General features: G+C 53.0%; 20 protein-coding genes and 3 tRNA genes. 3 read left to right on the plus strand and 20 right to left on the minus strand.

Translation table 11 applies throughout. The features are described 5' to 3' along the window. Positions 1-5: 5 nt before the first annotated feature. The 19 genes from ACT3RQ_RS16635 to ACT3RQ_RS16725 all read right to left on the minus strand — a co-directional run bounded on the left by ACT3RQ_RS16635 (position 6) and on the right by ACT3RQ_RS16725 (position 17,447). Positions 6-1,265, minus strand: a complete 1,260-nt coding sequence (locus tag ACT3RQ_RS16635; RefSeq protein ID WP_444640760.1) for a lytic murein transglycosylase — start codon at positions 1,263-1,265, stop codon at positions 6-8. A gap of 244 nt (positions 1,266-1,509) precedes the next feature. Next, entirely contained in the window at positions 1,510-1,914 is a 405-nt protein-coding gene (gene mnhG, locus ACT3RQ_RS16640) for a monovalent cation/H(+) antiporter subunit G (protein ID WP_193055000.1), read from the minus strand. Then, positions 1,907-2,176, minus strand: a complete 270-nt coding sequence (locus ACT3RQ_RS16645; protein ID WP_192527952.1) for a monovalent cation/H+ antiporter complex subunit F — start codon at positions 2,174-2,176, stop codon at positions 1,907-1,909. The genes mnhG and ACT3RQ_RS16645 overlap by 8 nt, the downstream gene beginning before the upstream one ends. Then, a complete protein-coding gene (locus tag ACT3RQ_RS16650) occupies positions 2,176-2,649 on the minus strand; it encodes a Na+/H+ antiporter subunit E (protein ID WP_087107779.1) in 474 nt (157 codons plus the stop codon). The genes ACT3RQ_RS16645 and ACT3RQ_RS16650 overlap by 1 nt, the downstream gene beginning before the upstream one ends. Beyond that, complete coding sequence (locus ACT3RQ_RS16655) at positions 2,646-4,241, minus strand: Na+/H+ antiporter subunit D (protein ID WP_444680916.1); 1,596 nt, start codon at positions 4,239-4,241, stop codon at positions 2,646-2,648. Before ACT3RQ_RS16655 ends, ACT3RQ_RS16650 begins: the two co-directional genes overlap by 4 nt. Then, a complete protein-coding gene (locus ACT3RQ_RS16660; RefSeq protein ID WP_192527950.1) occupies positions 4,238-4,585 on the minus strand; it encodes a Na+/H+ antiporter subunit C in 348 nt (115 codons plus the stop codon). Before ACT3RQ_RS16660 ends, ACT3RQ_RS16655 begins: the two co-directional genes overlap by 4 nt. 18 nt (positions 4,586-4,603) lie before the next feature. Beyond that, positions 4,604-5,035, minus strand: a complete 432-nt coding sequence (locus ACT3RQ_RS16665; RefSeq protein ID WP_087107785.1) for a Na+/H+ antiporter subunit B — start codon at positions 5,033-5,035, stop codon at positions 4,604-4,606. After that, entirely contained in the window at positions 5,028-7,379 is a 2,352-nt protein-coding gene (locus ACT3RQ_RS16670; protein ID WP_444640756.1) for a putative monovalent cation/H+ antiporter subunit A, read from the minus strand. The genes ACT3RQ_RS16665 and ACT3RQ_RS16670 overlap by 8 nt, the downstream gene beginning before the upstream one ends. A 387-nt stretch (positions 7,380-7,766) precedes the next feature. After that, positions 7,767-8,846, minus strand: coding sequence for a ferrochelatase (gene hemH, locus ACT3RQ_RS16675; RefSeq protein WP_444640754.1), 1,080 nt, complete (start codon positions 8,844-8,846; stop codon positions 7,767-7,769). A gap of 477 nt (positions 8,847-9,323) precedes the next feature. Continuing rightward, the gene (locus ACT3RQ_RS16680; RefSeq protein WP_172116093.1) at positions 9,324-9,626 is read right to left on the minus strand and encodes a DUF6482 family protein; all 303 of its coding nucleotides are present in this window, start codon (positions 9,624-9,626) and stop codon (positions 9,324-9,326) included. A gap of 145 nt (positions 9,627-9,771) precedes the next feature. Next, the gene (locus ACT3RQ_RS16685) at positions 9,772-10,065 is read right to left on the minus strand and encodes a hypothetical protein (RefSeq protein ID WP_087107793.1); all 294 of its coding nucleotides are present in this window, start codon (positions 10,063-10,065) and stop codon (positions 9,772-9,774) included. Positions 10,066-10,126: 61 nt separating this feature from the next. Next, on the minus strand, positions 10,127-11,512 hold the full coding sequence (dnaB, locus tag ACT3RQ_RS16690; RefSeq protein WP_172116092.1) for a replicative DNA helicase: 1,386 nt from the start codon (positions 11,510-11,512) through the stop codon (positions 10,127-10,129). Positions 11,513-11,808: 296 nt separating this feature from the next. Beyond that, positions 11,809-12,255: a 50S ribosomal protein L9 gene (rplI, locus tag ACT3RQ_RS16695; protein WP_172116091.1), complete on the minus strand. Its 447-nt coding sequence runs from the start codon at positions 12,253-12,255 to the stop codon at positions 11,809-11,811. Positions 12,256-12,270: 15 nt separating this feature from the next. After that, positions 12,271-13,122 (minus strand): hypothetical protein, encoded by an 852-nt coding sequence (locus ACT3RQ_RS16700; RefSeq protein WP_087107798.1) that lies wholly within the window; start codon positions 13,120-13,122, stop codon positions 12,271-12,273. 12 nt (positions 13,123-13,134) lie between these two features. After that, positions 13,135-13,362: a 30S ribosomal protein S18 gene (rpsR, locus tag ACT3RQ_RS16705; protein ID WP_009097135.1), complete on the minus strand. Its 228-nt coding sequence runs from the start codon at positions 13,360-13,362 to the stop codon at positions 13,135-13,137. Positions 13,363-13,395: 33 nt separating this feature from the next. Then, positions 13,396-13,791, minus strand: a complete 396-nt coding sequence (gene rpsF / locus ACT3RQ_RS16710) for a 30S ribosomal protein S6 (RefSeq protein ID WP_087107800.1) — start codon at positions 13,789-13,791, stop codon at positions 13,396-13,398. A 241-nt stretch (positions 13,792-14,032) separates the two neighbouring features. Beyond that, a complete protein-coding gene (rlmB, locus tag ACT3RQ_RS16715) occupies positions 14,033-14,830 on the minus strand; it encodes a 23S rRNA (guanosine(2251)-2'-O)-methyltransferase RlmB (RefSeq protein WP_172116090.1) in 798 nt (265 codons plus the stop codon). A 2-nt stretch (positions 14,831-14,832) separates the two neighbouring features. Continuing rightward, the gene (gene rnr / locus ACT3RQ_RS16720; protein WP_444640752.1) at positions 14,833-17,223 is read right to left on the minus strand and encodes a ribonuclease R; all 2,391 of its coding nucleotides are present in this window, start codon (positions 17,221-17,223) and stop codon (positions 14,833-14,835) included. Then, complete coding sequence (locus ACT3RQ_RS16725; RefSeq protein ID WP_172116088.1) at positions 17,220-17,447, minus strand: hypothetical protein; 228 nt, start codon at positions 17,445-17,447, stop codon at positions 17,220-17,222. Before ACT3RQ_RS16725 ends, rnr begins: the two co-directional genes overlap by 4 nt. A gap of 33 nt (positions 17,448-17,480) precedes the next feature. On the opposite strand from ACT3RQ_RS16725, the gene ACT3RQ_RS16730 reads away from it, so the two are divergent. The 3 genes from ACT3RQ_RS16730 to ACT3RQ_RS16740 all read left to right on the plus strand — a co-directional run bounded on the left by ACT3RQ_RS16730 (position 17,481) and on the right by ACT3RQ_RS16740 (position 17,860). Beyond that, positions 17,481-17,567 (plus strand) — tRNA-Leu (locus ACT3RQ_RS16730). A 78-nt stretch (positions 17,568-17,645) separates the two neighbouring features. Further along, positions 17,646-17,732: transfer RNA gene (locus ACT3RQ_RS16735), tRNA-Leu, on the plus strand. 41 nt (positions 17,733-17,773) lie between these two features. Continuing rightward, a tRNA-Leu gene (locus ACT3RQ_RS16740) sits at positions 17,774-17,860 on the plus strand. A 250-nt stretch (positions 17,861-18,110) separates the two neighbouring features. Here the strand turns inward: ACT3RQ_RS16740 and ACT3RQ_RS16745 are convergent. Beyond that, a partial coding sequence (locus ACT3RQ_RS16745) for an energy transducer TonB family protein (RefSeq protein ID WP_444680917.1) occupies positions 18,111-18,683 on the minus strand: 573 nt, incomplete at its 5' end.

Below are 18,683 nucleotides of genomic sequence, written 5' to 3' on the forward strand. Positions count from 1 at the left end.
CGCACCTAGCGCAGCCTTTCAAGCAGCGCCTGAGTAGCGAAGCCATCCGGCGTTAGCCCTTGGCTGCGTTGAAAGTCACGCACGCCTTGGCGTGTATTGGGTCCCATCACACCGTCAGCCCCGCCTACCGAATAGCCCGCTTCATTCAAGCGCCGCTGGAGTTCTTTGACATCGTCGCGGGTTAAAGGTGTCAGCCCTCGCGGCCATGTCTGGCGTATTCCCTCACGCCCGGCAATTTTATCAGCCAGCGTCGCCACGGCCAGGGCGTAGCTGGTGGCATTGTTATAGCGCAAAATCGCTCGAAAATTAGCGCCTACCAAAAAGGCGGGCCCCTCAGCCCCGGCCGGAATGACGATGGCCGCGCTCTCGAAATTGGGCAGTTCACCCTGCAGGGCGCGTACACCTTGACGCGCCCACTCAGCGCTACTGCGGCGCTCGGTCTGTGAATAATCAAACGATGCAGGAAGCGCTAACTCAACCCCCCAGGGTTCGCCTGCCTGCCAGCCTGCCCGCGCCAGATAGTTGGCGGTGGAGGCCATCACATCGGGGATACTGCCCCAGATATCACGGCGACCATTGTTATCACCGTCCACGGCATAAGCTTCAAAGCTACTGGGGATGAACTGGGTATGCCCCATAGCCCCCGCCCAGGAGCCTTTCATTTGCTCGGCTGCGATATCGCCCTGGTCAATAATACGTAACGCCGCAAGCAGTTCACCGCGTGCGAAATCCCGGCGACGCCCGTCGTATGCCAGGGTAGCGAGCGCTTCAAGGGTTGAGAAATCACCAAAATTGCTTCCGTAATTGCTCTCGATGCCCCAAATCGCCACGATGATTTCTGAGGGCACGCCGTAGCGTTGCTGCATTTCTAATGCCGTCTGGCGGTGGGCGTCAAGTTTCTCACGGCCTGCATTGACGCGCGTATCGGAGGCGGCGGAGTCGAGATATTCCCAAATAGGCCGCACGAATTCCGGCTGATAACGGTCCAGTTCAATCACCCGTTCACGGTAGCGCACGTTATCCAGTGCGGTGGCTAGCGTTGATTCACTGATCCCCTGAGCAGCTGCATAACGACGGAACTCATTGCGCCACTGTTCAAAGTTGGCATAGCGTAGCTCTTCGGCACCGCGGGCATCCACTTCTGTCATCAACTGCGGGTTAGCGTAGAGGCTTCCGCTAAACATTACCGATAGCACCCCGGCAGTAACTACAAGTGATGTATGACAAAAAGCGCGACGTAATGGCAAATTAATCTTGAGCAACATGGTGTCTATTCCTGGGCTGTCCTTGGCATGCCTGATGATGGCCTGGAAAACAAGCAGATACCAGAATTTGTACGAAAACAACGTGTGCTTAGCCGTTGTGGCGTAAACCCACGCCTACCAACCTTTCACCAGGTAAAGTCACGGCGCTGACATTTCCTGCTGATACATTGTGTTATAAAAAAACCACCCGAAGGTGGCTTCTTACCGATTAGTTATTTACCAACCGCTAAATTAGTGAAACACATCAATCAGGATCCGTCGCTCGTGGCTGACGTTTAGCATTTTCATTCGTTTCCATACCACTTTTTAATTCGTGGGTTAACGGGTCGTAGTTGGGACGAAGCTCATCCTTGACCGTACCACTCCAAAGTCGAGAGCCCACAAAGTAACCCGCCCGTCCTATCACATGTGCCGCAACGGGGGCTGTCATCAGGATAAACACGATAATCGCAAAGGAGCGAGCGACCACGCCTACCTCAGAAAAATGCATCGCCGATGCCAGCATGATCAAAATAACGCCCAATGCCGCCGCTTTGGTAGTGGCATGCATACGCGTTAGTAGATCCGGCAAACGTAGCAAGCCAATAGCCGCCAGGAGCATAAATAAAGAGCCTGTCAGCAATAGCGCACCTTTAATCGTTTCAATCATCGCGAGGCCCTCCCCGTTCCAAAAAGCGTGCAAAGCCAATCGCGGCCAGAAAGCCCATCAGCGCAATAACGATAGCGGCATCCAGAAAGCTGGCTACCCCGGATTGAATGGCGTAAACGCCTACCAGCCCGACCACCGTAGTAGAAAAAAGCTCAAGCGCCACCACTCGGTCAGGCAGGCTTGGCCCGCGCACCACACGCACAAATGTCAAAACTAGCGCCAGCCCCATAATGATCTGGCTAATCAAGAGAACCGTATCCATTAGCGAAATAACTCCAGGGCTCGATGCTCCATTTCTTTTAAGTTGCGTCTTAGCTCTTCTTCATCATCAAGAAACATGGCGTGGATATAAAGCACCTTGCGGTCATCAGAGACGTCCAGGCTCAGCGTTCCCGGGGTTAAAGAGATCAGGTTAGCCACCAGGGTAATTTCCATTTCAGTGCGTGCGGAAAGCGGCATGGCAATCACGCCTGGCTGCATGTGCCAAGGCGGCGTCACAATATCAAACGCAACACGCAGGTTGGCTTGAACAAGCTCCTTTAGAAAAAAGCCCAGAAAGCCAATAATGCGCGGAATCCTGGCCGGGTAGCCTTTTAATGCGCTGACTTGCGGCTCAATCAGCACCAGCGCGATATAGCCAAAAATCATGCCTACCAGCAGGTTTAAGCCTGTGAAGTCGCCGCTCAGCAGCACCCATGCCAATCCTAACAGCAGGTTCCAAATAGCACCGGTCATGGCGCGTCCTCCCCGCCTATTATGTCTACCTGCAACTCACCTGGTATCAGTAGCGCATCCTCAGCGCTCGCGGACACGCCCAACACCGCATCAATATAGCCTCTGGGGGCCAGCAATTGATCACCAATAGTGGTCATCACATGCATAATGGGTTCCGCAAAAATCCCGATGAGCACTGAAAACAGAGCCAGCACCACCACGGGTAAATACATCATCCACAGGCTGGGTTTAATCAACCGCCCATCATCCCCAGAGGGTGTATTCGATACAGGCATCTGGTTATCTTCTGGCAAGGATTTCCAGAAGACTTCGTTCCATATCTTCACCATGGAGTAGAGTGTTAATAACCCTACTCCCAAGGCAATGGCAGTAACCACATACGCCTCGGCTTCAATACCTGCCCGCACGATGACAAACTTGGCGAAGAATCCGGATAACGGAGGAACCCCCGCGAGGGAAAATGCTGAGATAAAAAATGCAACGGCAAGCCAAGGGCGCTCTTTATAAAGCCCACCCATCTTTTTTAGCTGATACGTGCCCTGCAAGCGGTGGGTGATACCGCTAATCAAAAACAGGTTCGTCTTGACAATAATATTGTGCATGATGGCAAACACGCCGCCAGCAATCGCCAAGGGGGTATACAGCGCCAAACCCAGAATCATATAGCCGATCTGGCTGACGATATGAAACGACAAAATACGCCGAAACTCATATTGAGCGGCCGCACCCAGCACCCCGGTCACCATGGTAAGCACCGCCCCCCACAACATTATCTCCTGCAGGTAGCCCATCGTCTGGTCAAAGATCAAGGTAAACACACGGAACAGTGAGTACACGCCTACTTTGGTGAGAAGGCCTGCAAAAAGCGCTGAAACGGCAACTGGCGGCGTATGGTAAGACGCAGGCAGCCAGAAAAAGAGCGGAAAGGCTGCCGCCTTGATCCCAAAGGCCACCATAAACATCACCGCGAGCACCTCGACCATCCCGTTGTGCTCAACGGCATTCATGCGCAGTGCGATATCGGCCATGTTAAGCGTACCGACCGTGCCGTACAGCAGCCCCACCGCTGTCAGAAAGATCACCGACGCCAGCAGGTTAAGCGTTACGTACTTTATTGCTCCTTCCATCTGGGCCCGCTCGCCGCCCAAAATAAGTAGCGCAAAAGAGGCCACCAGCATTACTTCAAACCATACATACAGGTTGAAGATATCGCCGGTCAAAAAGGCTCCCGCCACCCCGGCTAACAACAAGTGCATTAACGGATAATAGCCAAATTTCTCATGGCCACGGCCGGTCGTGGCCAAGGAGTAAATCCCCATGGCGAGGCCGATGATACCGGTCAGCAGCACCATCACCGCACTTAACATATCGGCGATGAGCGTAATCCCAAACGGTGCAGGCCAGCTGCCCATTTGCATGGTGACATAGCCTTCGGAAAGGGTTGTCGTAAACAGCCAAAGGCTAACGATCAGAAATGCTATATTTCCAGCAACGGCGATAAAGCGCTGCATTGGCCTTGAACGCCAAAACAGTAGTGAAATAGCCCCTGAAAGTAAGGGTAAAAGGACGGGAAGAGCAACTTCAGGCCTCACGTATCAGTATCCTTCATCTTATCCAGGTCATCCGCCTTAACCACTTCATAGGCACGACGAATCAATACAACAGCAAAGGCCAGCACACCAAACGCGATAACAATAGCCGTCAGTACAACGGCTTGGGGCAATGGGTCAGCGACATCGCCCATAGGCTGAACCATGCCTTCTGGAATCAGCGGTGGCGCGCCCCGCGTCATTCCGGCAGTAGTAAAGATCAATAAGTTAGCAGCGTTGGAAAGCAGCAGTAGCCCAATAACCAGTTTTACAATGGAGCGTCGCAGCATCATAAAAATAGCGGTGGCATACATAACCCCAATCGCTAGCGCCATTACCGGTTCCATGCGTATCCTCCTGCTATGTTAAGGCTCATCCTTATCCACCTCCATCAACGCCATCACCATGCCAATCACCGCTCCCAACACCGCCAAGTAAACGCCAATATCAAAAATCAGCGGAGTGGAGGCTTTAAAATCAATAACCGGAATGGTCCACCACTGCGCGGTTAAAAACGGCTGACCCATAAACCAGGCAGGTACAACAGAAATCATGCCTAACAACAGCCCCACGCCAATCAAGTCGCGAGGGTCGACCATCCGTAATACCTCTTTTGTGGCACTGACGCCAAACGCCAGCAGATACAAGGTAAACGCCCCCGCCGCTACTAACCCTGCAATAAACCCACCGCCGGGCTCGTCGTGTCCACGAAGCAGCAAAAATATCGAAAACATGAGCTGTAGCGGCATTAGAAAGCGGGCCGCCGTGTTTAAAATAATCGTTCCCGATTTAACCATCGTACGGCTCCCTGCTATCAGTATTCCCACTGTCATTGGTGGGCTTAGCGCTTTCTGGCTCATGGCGCAGCTTCAGCATAGCGATAACGCCAATGGCGGCTAGCGCCAGTACAAACATCTCGCCCAACGTATCCAGTGCCCGGTAATCCACCAAAATGACATTGACGATGTTGCGGCCAAAAGCGAGCGGTGCGCTGTTTTCAACCATATAGGTAGAAATGGACTCGAACTGGTTAATACTCCAGGCCGTCATGATCAGAAGGAAAATCAATATCCCCATCATCGCAGCTACCGAGCCATCGCGAATGCGCTCCAGGCTGGTCGAGAGATGCGAGAAGCGAGGCAGCCTGAACAGTACCAGCACCAGTAAAATAACTGTGAGCGTTTCAACCAGAAGCTGGGTAATCCCAAGATCAGGGGCGCTGAAAAGAATAAAGACCAGCGCGATTGAGAACCCCATAATACCCACTGACACGACGGCACCCAGCCGGGAGCGGGTGATCGTTGCATACAGGGCACCCATCACCATTGTGCCGACGACGATGGCCTCATGAAACCGTACATCAAGTTCAAAGGCTAACAGCGGAGAGTGGCGTACCAGAATGGAGTTGCCCAACAGCGTAATCAGCACGACCAGCATGACCAAAATATAGTTGCGCATATAGCCATTTTGCAGCACACGGGTTTGCCATTCCGCAAACCGAACCAGGCCATTTAACAAGCCTTCATAGCCCGCTTCCGGGCCGTAACGCATAACAGGGGCCAGCAACGTTAGCTTGCCTCGCACGCTGTCCCAGTACTTGAACAGCAAAAAGCCCAACCCCAGGCTAACAACAGACATTATCAGCGCCGCATTAACGCCGTACCAAAGTGACAGCGCCACTTCTCTCGGCTGCCCTGCCACCGCACTTGCCGCTGACGTTAAAAGAGCGTCAACGCCAAACATGGCGGGCGCCAGACCAAAAACCAGCGAGCCTACGCTTAGCAGTGCGGGCCCCATTAACATGCCGAAAGGTGCTTCATGCGGCGTTTTTGGGGTTTCGTGACGCTTGCCGTAGAAAGGCCGTAGCGCAACAATCGCCGCCACGGCGATAGTCATAATCGCGCTGACAAATGCGAACACGACGAGCAAGCCTTGAAAATCCCCTGCGCCCAGCACCGCTTCAAACTTAAGCTCTTTGCCAATAAAACCAAGCAACGGCGGCACCCCTGCAAGTGATAGCGCCGCTATCAATGCAATGGTGGCCGTCACCGGCATCAAAGACCTTAACCCGCCCATTGCAGTGACATCCTTGGTGCCCGTTTCATGATCGAGAATACCGGCCACCATGAACAGCGCTCCCTTGTACAGGGAGTGTGCGAGCAAAAAAGTTACAAACGCTGTCATGGCGTACTCGGTGCCAATGCCCAGCAGCATCGTCAATGTGCCGAGCGCCATAATGGTTGAGTAAGCCAGCAGCTTTTTAATGTTCGTGTGATGAAGCGCCAGGAAAGCGCCCAGCAGCAGCGTGATAGCACCCACCACAGAGAGGATGCTTATCCAGAGTGCCGTTCCACCCAGTTCAGGCTGAAGCCTTGCCATGAGGTAAATACCGGCTTTCACCATGGTGGCGGAGTGCAAATAAGCCGAGACAGGTGTAGGGGCTGCCATGGCGTTTGGCAGCCAGAAATGAAAGGGAAACTGCGCTGATTTAGTGAAAGCGCCCAACAGCAAACAGATGAGCATGGGCGTATAAAGGGCATGCTCTCGCAGGTCGGTTTCCATTGCGCGAATATCGGTTAACGACCACTGGTCGCTGGCGATGCCCAGCAAGATAAGCCCGGCCATCAACGCAAGCCCACCCGCAAAAGTGACAAAAAGCCCTTGGCGAGCCGACTTACGCGCCTGCATATCGGTATGGTTAAACCCGATCAGCAGGTACGAAGTAACGCTGGTTAACTCCCAAAAAATAAACAGCGTGATCAGCCCATCGGCCAACACTAGCCCCAGCATGGACACCATAAAAGCCATCAGCGCGATATGAAACCGGGCGATCTCCGGGTGGCCTTTTAAATAACTCCCCGCATACACCAACACGCACGCGCCAATAACGCTGATTAACAAGCCGAACAGTAAGGACAACCCATCCAGCATAAAGGTGAGGCTGATACCTAACGAAGGCACCCACTGCCACTCCATTAGCAACGGGCCGTCATTGATGATTGTGGGTGCTTGAGAAAACAGCCACGCAGCGATGAGCGCAGGAAAAAGGGCCAATACCAAACTCGTACGGTCTGCAAACCAGCGCTGCATAAGTGGTGCCAACGCGGCTAATACAAATCCCATCAAAACGGCGAATTGCATCTAGCGATATCTCCTGTGTATCTGCCCCATGATGAAGCGGGTTCGTTGAGCATCAATACCTCTCGCGGTGAGTAGCGATCATCATCCCTGTTCACTGCTCTCTCTTAACTGCTCTGTCTCAAGCACCCTCTCTCAAGCACCCTCTCTCAAGCACCCTCTCTCAAGCACCCTCTCTCAAGCACTCTGTCTTAAGCGCTCGGACCAGATTTTAACGAGCACGCTGAAAGCCGTAGAGTAACAGCACCTATTTTAAACACGCGAGGTGATCATAAAGTCGTAGACTCTATAACAGGCCACTGCCTGTTACCAGGCAATCATTCAAAATCAAACAGATAGCGTGCTTATCGTTACTTCATCGCCATTTATAACGCCTTGATTATCGGCTCATTACGACGATGGAAGCCAACCTAAAAGCTCGTTATTTACGATGTCCAGCAGCGCCTTTATGTGATCATTACGATCATTTAAGCAGGGAATGTAACTAAACGTTTCGCCGCCTGCTTCCATAAAGCTATCGCGGATCTCCTCCTTGATTTCTTCTAACGTTTCCACACAGTCGGAGGAGAAAGCAGGCGATAGAATCGCAATATGTTTATGGCCCTGCTTGGCAAGCGCGGCTACGTGCTCGACCGTTGCAGGCCCCACCCACTTTTCAGGACCAAACTGTGATTGAAAGGTGGTATCCACTTCCTCCTGACTAAAACCTAGCGTTTCGCCCAGGAGGCGCGTGGTTTTCTGGCACTGGCAATAGTAGGGATCGCCTTGCATCAAATAGCGCTCAGGCACGCCGTGGTAGCTGGCAACTAACTTGGTGGGCCGCGTCTCAAGCTCGGCGTAAACATCTGTTACTGAATTCGCCAGTGCCTGTAGATAAGCAGGGTGATCAAAATAGGCGGGCACCGTACGAATAGAGGGTTGCCACTTCATCTTCATTAAGGCGCGAAACGCCTCGTCATTGGCGGTTGCAGTGGTCGGCGAGGCGTACTGTGGATAGAGCGGAAAAAAAACAATCTTCTCACAGCCCTTTTCTTTCATCTGCGTGAGCACACTGCGTGTTGAAGGATTGCCGTAGCGCATACAGAAATCCACTTCAACGTTGTCGCCGTATAAGGCCTTAAGCTGCTCCGTCAGTTTTTCGGTTTGCGCCCGCGTGATCGTGAGTAGCGGGCTTTCGTTTTGTTCGGTATTCCAAATGCTTTTATACGCTTTACCCGACGAAAAAGGCCGCTTGGATAAAATAATCAGTTGCAGAAGCGGCTGCCACTTCCAATCAGGATAATCGACTACCCGCTTGTCGGAGAGAAACTCACTTAAATAACGTCGCATCGACCAATAATCAGTGGCATCGGGCGTCCCCAGGTTAGCCAGAACTACACCTACTTTTGCCCGCGGCACGGCCGGATGATCACTGGATGCATGGGCCAAGCGGCCTTCGCCCGGCTGGTCCACCACAACGCTATCGGTCATTACGCTTACTCCAAAGACGGCTTCTAATTATCAAAAATCTTAACACTTTTCGATAAGGCGCGGCATAAAGTTATACTATCAACATCATTTGTATAACCACCGGTAAAGTGGCACTCCGCCGCCCCACGCCTTACTTCAAATACGCTTTAAGCGCAGATCGAAGATACTTAAAAAATAGCCGCAAGGTGGTCAGAAGCAAAGCACTTGGAAAACACCTGGAAAGCACGGCGAATAGAGGCAAGCTAAGCGGTTAAAGCAGTGCGCTGACCAAGATGCAGCCGGGCCACTATATAAAGATTTGGGCGTCCGGCGGCTGGTAGGGCTTTGTTGCTTACCGAGCCTGCAAGAAGAGATGAATGCAGGCTGCTGTTTCTTTGCCTGTCACCGCATTAGGGTTTAGGCGAGGGTGGGAAAAACGTTACGCTAACTGTTGTGTGTGCATTCAGTAAATACACAGAGTGGTTCATCAACCGCTTTTTAAAAAACCAGCGGCATTCGTGAGGCTAGCGGCTCGCTGTAATGTGCGTCACGACCAATAACTTCGTCCTGAGGCACATGTTGAACCAGATACGCGCGATGAATACCCGCACGTTTTAGTTCCAAATACACATCATCTAACGAGCGAAACAGCATGGGCTTACCACGTTGGGTGAGCATATGCCGCGCGCCTTCTACATCTTCAAGTTCAAGCTGATAAAAACGACTACCCGAATGCGTAATAACGCGAATTTCGAAATTATCGTGGCTATCGACGAACTGTTTAAGTGCTTTCAGTTCCATGATTCCCTCCTGTTATTGGATACAACAATAGGACCCAGCATGACTGCGTCCTATTACATTCCTGTTACCTTACATTGGCACTTATTGACCAAGAGGGCAACTTTTCAGGAGGTTTCCAGGCTATCAGTCTATTAATACAGCCAAGCTACTGATATTCAGAAGGATCAATCGCCTTACCAAGCGAGTTACGATCAATCCAGTTACCGCCCTTGGTCTCTTTGTAGCGAAATACCACGTTATCGCCGATAGCGACCGGAAGCTCAGCATCTTCTGTTTGATAGCTGTACTTCTCACCATCAACGACCAGCTGATAGCGATAAAGGTCTGGCATACCCAACCACTCTTTAAAAGGCCCTTCGCGCTCTAATTCCTGAAGTTCTCCGCGCCCTTGAAGCTTGGGAAGACGCTGACGATTACCACGCCGAAAACCACCTGCCATGAATTACTCCCGTTCGTTCTCTTCTATATGATCAATATGTTAAGGGCGTCACACCCTCTTTCTAGTCACCAAAGGCTTCGCCATAGCTGTCGGGAGCCAGGTCTTCAAAACGGGTATATTTGCCGATAAACGCCATATGCACCGTTCCGATAGGCCCGTTACGCTGCTTACCGATAATGAGTTCAGCCAAGCCCTGATTATCTGGATTATCCTGGTTATACACCTCATCACGATAGACGAAGGCGATAACGTCCGCATCCTGCTCGATGGCGCCTGATTCCCGCAAGTCAGACATAACCGGGCGCTTGTTGGGGCGCTGCTCCAGCGAGCGGTTAAGCTGAGAAAGCGCCACTACCGGACATTTAAACTCTTTCGCCAAGCCTTTTAGCGAGCGCGAAATTTCCGATATCTCCCCCGTGCGGTTTTCAGAAAAACCGGGGATCTGCATCAGCTGAAGGTAGTCGATCATGATCAGCGACATATTGCCGTGCTCACGCACGACACGGCGCAAGCGCGAGCGCATTTCATTAGGTGAAAGCGCAGCGGTGTCATCGATAAAGAGCTGCTTGTCTTTAAGCAGATTGACCGCCGACGTTAGGCGCGGCCAATCCTCATCCTCCAACTGCCCCGAACGCACGCGGGTTTGGTCGATGCGCCCAAGCGATGACAGCACCCTGAGCATTAGCGATTCAGCCGGCATCTCCATGGAGAACACCATCACGGGCTTATCGCTGGAGATAACCGCGTGTTCGACCAGGTTCATCGCAAACGTGGTTTTACCCATGGAGGGACGCCCGGCAATGATGACCAGGTCCGAAGGCTGAAGCCCTGACGTCATCTCATCCAGATCACGAAAGCCGGTTGATAGCCCCGTCATTTCGCCCTTCAGGTTGAAGAGTTCATCAATGCGATCAACCGCTTTGGTGAGAAGCTCGCTCATGCCAATTGGGCCACCCGTTTTAGGGCGCTCTTCGGCAATCTGAAAAACCAACCGCTCAGCTTCATTAAGCAGCTCATCGGCTGGCCGCCCTTGGGGGGCAAAGGCGCCTTCTGCAATCTGATTCGCCGCTCGAATCAGCTTTCTAAGCGTTGCCCGCTCACGCACAATATCCGCATAGGCGCGAATATTGCTCGCCGAAGGCGTATTGCGGGCAAGCTCCGCCAGGAAAGCCAAGCCACCCACGGTATCCAGGTGATCTCGCTCTTCAAGCGCTTCAGACAAGGTGATGACATCAAGGGGTTGTCCAGACTCCGCCAGATGAATCATGACGTTAAACACCAAACGGTGCTCATAACGATAAAAGTCATCGGCTACCAGGCGCTCGGAAACCGTATCCCACGCCTGATTATCCAGCATTAGCCCGCCTAACACCGACTGCTCCGCCTCCAGCGAATGCGGCGGCAGCTTCAGCGCTGCCGTTTCCTGATCAGCAGAAGGCTGGTCCATAGCGAGCTCCTTTCAATAGTGCAGCATAGCCGACAAAGACCACTATCTTAATCGGACAAACCGTTAGCAACCACCGCTAGGTCATCGCATAAAGGGTTATTTCTAAACGCTCAGGGCTTTCAACAAACCACTAGCCGCTTGAAAATAAGCCTTCGTTAAATAGCAACGGGCTTAAATAACACAGGGTTTAAATAACACAGAGCTTAAATAACAAAGGGTTTAAATAACAAAGGGTTTAAATAACAAAGGGCGCGGGAAATCCCGCGCCCTTTTGGCGTAAATAGCAGCAGCAAAGTTTACTCTGCGACGACTACCACGCGAACAACGGCGTCCACTTCTGCATGCAGGTGGAGGTCGATGTCGTATTCGCCAGTTTGACGAATCGGGCCTTGCGGCATACGCACTTCGCTCTTGGCAACCTCGATGCCAGCAGAGGAAATAGCGTCGGCCAGATCACGAGGACCGATAGAACCAAACAGCTTGCCTTCGTCGCCAGCTTTAGACACAAGCGAAAGCTCGATGTCGTTCAGCTGCTCAGCGCGGGCTTGGGCTTCTGCTTTACGCTCAGCCGCTTGAGCTTCAAGCTCAGCACGCTGTGCCTGGAACGCGTCAACGTTCTCTTTGGTGGCCGGTACGGCTAAACCGTAAGGCACCAGGTAGTTACGACCATAACCAGGCTTAACAGTGACCTTGTCACCCAAGCCGCCCAGCTTACCAATGTTGTCGAGCAGAATGACTTCCATCTCGTAAACCTCTTGTCAGTTGCCGCGGGCAAGGCGTGCGCGAATGTTCGCGAATGTATCAATCAGCCCCAACAGCAGCACAATGAGAATCGTGGGCCAGGTCGTGATCAGCAGCACATAAAATGCTACCAGCCACAGCCCGTTCATCCCCTTTAATCCAATATAACCATGCACTAACGCAATGCCGGCAACGAGTAGTGGTATCCAGCCGAGTACTGCTAACGCATGTCCCCCAAGCATCATGCCGACCACACAAAGCACCGCTAACACGGCAAGCTCTTTGGGTGCGAGTCGTAACGCATGAAACTCTTCACGAAACCCGCCCGGGTTATATAACCCCGCTTGCCAGCTTCGCGCCAAGGCTAAACATGCAATCGACGCAATCAGAACCACAAGCCCCGTAACGCCCCCCACCACAATGGCAGCCAGCATTTGGGTATCGTACCCCTGATTAGCCAACTCTGTGAGCATACGATCAACGTCCGGAGAGCCTTGTCGTAGTTGCTCAAGCATTGGCCCCATGTCGCCTGGCAGGCTAAAGATGCCGAACTGTACCATTGCTGCAGCCACGAATGTGCCCGCCAGCAACGCTTCACTCCAACGCATCCTTTCACGCAGGACAACCGCCATCAGCGTTACCAGCAATACGCTGGCCAGCGGGATAACGTCGCCTTGCGACCACCAAAAACCGGCGGGTAGCGCCGCTGCGATAATAACCGGTAGCGCAGGTGCAAAGCCTTTACGCAGGGTTACCAAAGCAGCAATAGCAGCACCTAACCAAAACAGCCACGGCACTAACGTGGCCAGCGCTGCCCCGCCTACGGCGTAAGGCAGCCCTCGCATTAGCCATCTTGCCAGTGCCAGCATCACGTTAAACGCTTACTGGTGGCTATCGGAGTAGGGCAGCAGCGCCAGGTAGCGCGAACGCTTGATAGCAGTCGCCAGCTGACGCTGGTAGCGTGCTTTAGTGCCGGTGATACGGCTCGGAACGATCTTGCCAGTTTCGGTGATATAAGCTTTCAGAGTGTCCAGATCTTTATAGTCGATCTGCTTGACGCCTTCAGCAGTGAAGCGGCAAAACTTACGGCGACGGAAAAAACGTGCCATGGATTAGCTCCTTAAAACGTGCAGTGGATAGAATCAGGCAGTTTCGACGTCTGAATCAGACTCGGACTCATCAGCGCGCGACTTGTCTTCGCGACGCGGACGCTTCTCTTCTGCCGGCTTCATCATCGGAGAAGCTTCAGTAACCGCTTCCTTGCAGCGTACAACCAGGCTGCGGATGATGGCATCGTTGAAGCGGAAGATGTTCTCGATTTCTTCGAGCGTCTCGCCAGTACATTCAACGTTCATCAGCACGTAGTGGGCTTTGTGAATCTTGTTGATCGGGTAAGCCAAGTGACGACGGCCCCAATCTTCAAGACGATGTACAGTACCAGCGTTTTCGGTAACGATGCTGGTGTAGCGCTCGACCATAGCCGGCACTTGCTCGCTCTGATCCGGATGGACCATAAACACGATTTCATAATGACGCATGAGATCTCCTTGCGGTTTGACAGCTTCCGGTGTGTGCCCCGCACAAGCGAGAACGACGACAGGGAAGCAAGGAGTTACTGAAATGCACCTAACTTACCGCCAAACGGCAACTTAAGGCATTAAGCAGAACTGGTGTTCAACTAACGTATTGGCATCTAACCAACGTACAGGTATTTAACCAACGTAAACATCTGCGCCCGCCTGTAGACAAACGGGCGCGAGTATTCTAGTGGGCGCAGGGTTAACTTGCAAGCTGGCGTTGTCGTACTGCCTCAAACAAACAAATCCCGGTAGCCACAGAGACATTAAGGCTTGAAACCTGCCCTGCCATAGGTAGCTTGGCCAGATTATCGCAGGCTTCCCGCGTTAAACGCCGCATGCCCTTCCCTTCTGCTCCCATTACTAGCGCAGTAGGGCCGGTCAAATCGATGTCAAATACACTAGCCTGGGCTTCACCTGCTGTACCGGTAATCCATACGCCGGCATCTTTAAGCTTGGCAAGCGTACGCGCCATGTTGGTGACCTGATAAACCGGCACTACCTCGGCAGCACCGCAAGCCACTTTACGCACGGTTGCATTTAGCGGTGCGGCCTTGTCTTTTGCCACAATAACGCCATGTGCCCCAGCGGCATCGGCGCTGCGCAAGCAGGCACCAAAGTTATGCACGTCTGTCACGCCATCCAGCACTAGCAAAAGTGGCGGTGTTGGCGCCTGCCAGGCACGCAGCTTTAACCACAAGGACTCTTCGCCTTCAGGCGTAAGTGGCGGGCAGAACGCCACCACTCCCTGATGCGCAGCCCCTTGAGTCAACTGGTCCAGCAGGTCACGCGGCTGCTCTTTAATTCGCGCACCACGCGCTTGCGCCTGGGCAACCACTTCGGCCAAACGACTACCGGCTCCTTGCTGAACCCATAGCTCGCGCGGCGTTTCACCGCGCTCCAACAAACTTTGCAAGGCGTGGGTACCATAGACCTGGTCCAGCCCATCCGGCGTACGTACCGTAGTACGTGCACCACGTCGAGACGACGCCGATTTCATACTTAACTTCTCCTGGGCGTTGACTGACGCGTACGTCGCGGGCCACGACGCGTAGATGGCTTATCTTTCTTGGGCGCAGCGTCGCTCTTGGGAGCGGCCGCTTCATTAGTGTCGCCACTGCGGCGTTTACGCGGCTGGCGGCGCGGGCGAGGCTTATCGTCGGTCAAACTGAAATCAATTTTCCGGTCGTCCATATCGACGCGCGCCACTTGCACCGTCAAGCCATCACCCAAGCGATAGGTGGTTCCGGTACGCTCGCCTTTCAGGCGATGCTTCTCTGCCTCATAGTGATAATAATCCGACGGCAGCGACGTCACATGCACCAGGCCTTCGACATAGAACGCATCCAGACGCACAAACAAGCCAAACTGGGTAACCGACGCAATCGTGCCTTCAAAGGTTTCGCCCAGCTTGTCGGACATAAACTCGCACTTCAGCCAGCTTTCTACATCCCGGGTCGCTTCATCGGCGCGACGCTCAGTCATTGAGCAGTGTTCGCCAAGCTCAAGCATCTGCTCAAACGTATAAGGGCACCATTTGCTCGGCGGATCGACCGGCGCTCCGTCAACGCGCACGACGGTATTGGTTTGACGCGGCCCCCGAATGACCGAACGAATGGCACGGTGCACGAGCAGATCAGGATAACGACGAATCGGCGACGTAAAGTGCGCATACGCCTGATATGCCAAGCCGAAGTGACCTTCATTCTGCGGTGAGTACACCGCCTGATTCATGGAGCGCAGCATGACCGTCTGGATAATATCGGCATCAGGACGATCAACAATTGCCTCACGAAGCGCCTGGTAATCCTGCGGCGTAGGCATATCGCCGCCACCCACGGAAAGGCCCAGCTCGTTCAGGAACAAGCGCAGCTTATCCAACCGCTCAGGCGTTGGCCGCTCATGAATACGGTACAGCGCGGGCAGGTCGTGCTTATCAAGAAAACGTGCGGTCGCAACGTTCGCGGCCAGCATGCACTCCTCAATTAACTTGTGCGCATCGTTACGCTTACGCGGCACAATTTTTTCGATCTTGCGCTCGTCGTTGAAGATGATCGCCGTTTCAGTGGTATCAAAATCAATCGCGCCACGCGTTTCACGAGCCCCGCGTAGCAAGTGATAAAGCTCATGCAGGTTTTGCAGCGGCTTCACCAGCTCGCGGTGTTCCTCACGCAGCGCACTGCCCTCTTCGCTCTCGTTATCAAGCATCGCCGCCACGCTGTTGTAAGTGAGGCGAGCATGAGAGTTCATCACGGCTTCATAGAAGGAGTAGCGGCTAATCGCCCCGGTCTTGGAGATATTCATCTCGCAGACCATGACCAGGCGATCCACGTTCGGATTGAGCGAACAAAGACCGTTGGATAAAAGCTCCGGCAGCATGGGCACCACCTGCCCCGGGAAATACACCGAGTTACCCCGCGTGCGGGCTTCATTATCCAGCGCCGTCCCCGGACGCACATAGTGAGAGACATCCGCAATCGCGACTAACAGCTTCCAACTGCCTGACTTGGTTTGCCACGCGCACACGGCATCATCAAAGTCCTTGGCAGACTCATCATCAATCGTAACCAGCGGTGTATCTCGCAGGTCAACGCGATGCTTTTTGTCTTCCTCCAGCACTTCCGCTGAAATGCCGCTGGTTTGATCCAGCACCTCAGGCGGAAATTCAGCAGGAATATCGTAGCTACGAATCGCAATATCGATTTCCATGCCAGGGTCCATACGCTCACCCAACACTTCAATCACTTCACCCACAGGCTGCACGCGGGTAGCCGGCTGCTGCACAATTCTGGCCGAAATCACTTGGCCATCCTTCGCCCCAGCGCTGGCACTGTGAGGAATAATAACTTCCTGAGTAATACGCGGATTTTCAGGAATCAGTATGCCAAATTCCGGCGTATTGCTGCGATATACCCCCACCATTGTTTGCGTATTGCGGGCGATCACATCGGCAATGGTCGCTTCATCGCGGCCACGGCGGTCTGTGCCGCTGATACGGACCAATACATGGTCACCACTGAACACCCGACGCATCTGGCGAGGAGGTAACAACAGATCCGGTTTTTTACCATCATCACGAATCAAGAAGCCAAAACCGTCCCGGTGCCCCAGTACGCTGCCCTTGATCAAATCAAGCTTATCAATTAATGCATAAGCGCCGCGACGGTCACGCAACACTTGACCATCACGCTCCATGGCCGCCATCCGGCGGCGAACGGCTTCAAGGTGATCTTCGTCCTCGATGCCCAGCATGCGGCTCATATTTTCATGGGTAATCGGTTTGCCGTACGTTTCCAACGCCGCTAACAGATACTCACGACTAGGCGCCGGATTATCATATTTTTGCGCCTCACGCTCGGCGTGCGGATCATCACTCAACGTCCAATACTTCATGCGATCGACATCCTTAATTGCATTTGCGGGAGGCGGACAAAAACAGCAGCGGATAGTCGCTGCAGGTAGGGATAGTCAGCGACTGCGTTAATAGGCAGTAAGCTGAAAAACGTCATATTTTGTTTGGTCATGGGGCCAGTATAGCGCTGCATGTTCCATGACCCAACCACCTTAAGCAGCAATTGTGCGATTTGCGCCATAAAATTATCTTTCAGGTCTTGCATTTAACCAGCACCCCGGTATCATACGCGCCACTTGCCCAGATGGCGGAATTGGTAGACGCGCTAGCTTCAGGTGCTAGTGTCCGTATGGACGTGGAGGTTCAAGTCCTCTTCTGGGCACCACGCTTTCTCATGTTATCCTCTTTTCATGAGTAGCGGGTGCAGTGGCAAGTTGATGTGGTTGATGCTTGATATGTATTCGCCCAGGTGGCGGAATTGGTAGACGCGCTAGCTTCAGGTGCTAGTGTCCGTATGGACGTGGAGGTTCAAGTCCTCTCCTGGGCACCATACGAATACAATCAGCAAAATACCCGCAGTACAAATGATGCGCCCAGGTGGCGGAATTGGTAGACGCGCTAGCTTCAGGTGCTAGTGTCCGTATGGACGTGGAGGTTCAAGTCCTCTCCTGGGCACCATTACGCTGGTCCCGTCCGCATCATTGAACACCTTCTTTTGTATTACACCCACTCCATTTACATCATCCCTTTCGATTTTCTACACACTGCTGCTACTTCCCTGCTTGTTCTTTTCTCTTTTTTATTTCGCTATTCAATTAAGCTTAAAGAGCGCGCGCTAGCAGTGACCTAAATAGCGACCATGTTAACTGCATAGTGCTGCACACTCTTTTTATGCAATGGCACTGAAAACCGTAGTGCCGCCCAGACTTTAATTAATCTGATAACATACATCGATAGTATATACCCTGCTCTGCCAGCTAACCCCAGCGGGAGCGCGGGGGAAAGGCATGGCATTTTCTACCAAGCGGCCACCCACCTGGTTTAATTCTCGCACACGGGATAACCCTACCAACTGATGGCTTAATACGTTGCCGTTGCGATCCAGCGTGAATTCAACCGTAATCACTTCTTCCATACGGCGAGCCCCCATGACTCTGGGCGTCTGCTTGTTTTCAAGCAAGTGCTGTCGAACCAATAAATCATACTGGTTATCGACATCCGCACTATTAGCCTGAGCAATACCCGTTTCTTCCATGACCACTTCCTCGGCTGAAGAGCCATCTTCACCGGCGTGGCCAACCACTGCCTCCACCATTTCATTTTCAGTCTGAGTATTATCGTCAGCTTTCTGATTGGCCAGAGGCTGTTCGACTTGCTCAGGCTGCGCGGTCGGCTCTGCCTGTTTAACCGGCTCAGACCGTTCAGCCACGACAGGATCGGGCTCTGGTTCTGGTTCTGGTTCTGGTTCTGGTTCTGGTTCTGGTTCTGGTTCTGGTTCTGG

This window comes from Halomonas sp. AOP43-D1-4 (genome assembly GCF_052446175.1).
Taxonomy (GTDB): Bacteria; Pseudomonadota; Gammaproteobacteria; order Pseudomonadales; family Halomonadaceae; genus Vreelandella; species Vreelandella citrativorans.

What these genes read in the sequence shown, in the direction of transcription:
- ACT3RQ_RS16635 (WP_444640760.1), bottom strand. Translation starts at nt 1,265, where the DNA reads ATGTTGCTCAAGATTAATTTGCCATTACGTCGCGCTTTTTGTCATACA.
- mnhG (WP_193055000.1), bottom strand. Translation starts at nt 1,914, where the DNA reads ATGATTGAAACGATTAAAGGTGCGCTATTGCTGACAGGCTCTTTATTT.
- ACT3RQ_RS16645 (WP_192527952.1), bottom strand. Translation starts at nt 2,176, where the DNA reads ATGGATACGGTTCTCTTGATTAGCCAGATCATTATGGGGCTGGCGCTA.
- ACT3RQ_RS16650 (WP_087107779.1), bottom strand. Translation starts at nt 2,649, where the DNA reads ATGACCGGTGCTATTTGGAACCTGCTGTTAGGATTGGCATGGGTGCTG.
- ACT3RQ_RS16660 (WP_192527950.1), bottom strand. Translation starts at nt 4,585, where the DNA reads ATGGAACCGGTAATGGCGCTAGCGATTGGGGTTATGTATGCCACCGCT.
- ACT3RQ_RS16665 (WP_087107785.1), bottom strand. Translation starts at nt 5,035, where the DNA reads ATGGTTAAATCGGGAACGATTATTTTAAACACGGCGGCCCGCTTTCTA.
- ACT3RQ_RS16670 (WP_444640756.1), bottom strand. Translation starts at nt 7,379, where the DNA reads ATGCAATTCGCCGTTTTGATGGGATTTGTATTAGCCGCGTTGGCACCA.
- hemH (WP_444640754.1), bottom strand. Translation starts at nt 8,846, where the DNA reads ATGACCGATAGCGTTGTGGTGGACCAGCCGGGCGAAGGCCGCTTGGCC.
- ACT3RQ_RS16680 (WP_172116093.1), bottom strand. Translation starts at nt 9,626, where the DNA reads ATGGAACTGAAAGCACTTAAACAGTTCGTCGATAGCCACGATAATTTC.
- ACT3RQ_RS16685 (WP_087107793.1), bottom strand. Translation starts at nt 10,065, where the DNA reads ATGGCAGGTGGTTTTCGGCGTGGTAATCGTCAGCGTCTTCCCAAGCTT.
- dnaB (WP_172116092.1), bottom strand. Translation starts at nt 11,512, where the DNA reads ATGGACCAGCCTTCTGCTGATCAGGAAACGGCAGCGCTGAAGCTGCCG.
- rplI (WP_172116091.1), bottom strand. Translation starts at nt 12,255, where the DNA reads ATGGAAGTCATTCTGCTCGACAACATTGGTAAGCTGGGCGGCTTGGGT.
- ACT3RQ_RS16700 (WP_087107798.1), bottom strand. Translation starts at nt 13,122, where the DNA reads ATGCTGGCACTGGCAAGATGGCTAATGCGAGGGCTGCCTTACGCCGTA.
- rpsR (WP_009097135.1), bottom strand. Translation starts at nt 13,362, where the DNA reads ATGGCACGTTTTTTCCGTCGCCGTAAGTTTTGCCGCTTCACTGCTGAA.
- rpsF (WP_087107800.1), bottom strand. Translation starts at nt 13,791, where the DNA reads ATGCGTCATTATGAAATCGTGTTTATGGTCCATCCGGATCAGAGCGAG.
- rlmB (WP_172116090.1), bottom strand. Translation starts at nt 14,830, where the DNA reads ATGAAATCGGCGTCGTCTCGACGTGGTGCACGTACTACGGTACGTACG.
- rnr (WP_444640752.1), bottom strand. Translation starts at nt 17,223, where the DNA reads ATGAAGTATTGGACGTTGAGTGATGATCCGCACGCCGAGCGTGAGGCG.
- ACT3RQ_RS16725 (WP_172116088.1), bottom strand. Translation starts at nt 17,447, where the DNA reads ATGCAAGACCTGAAAGATAATTTTATGGCGCAAATCGCACAATTGCTG.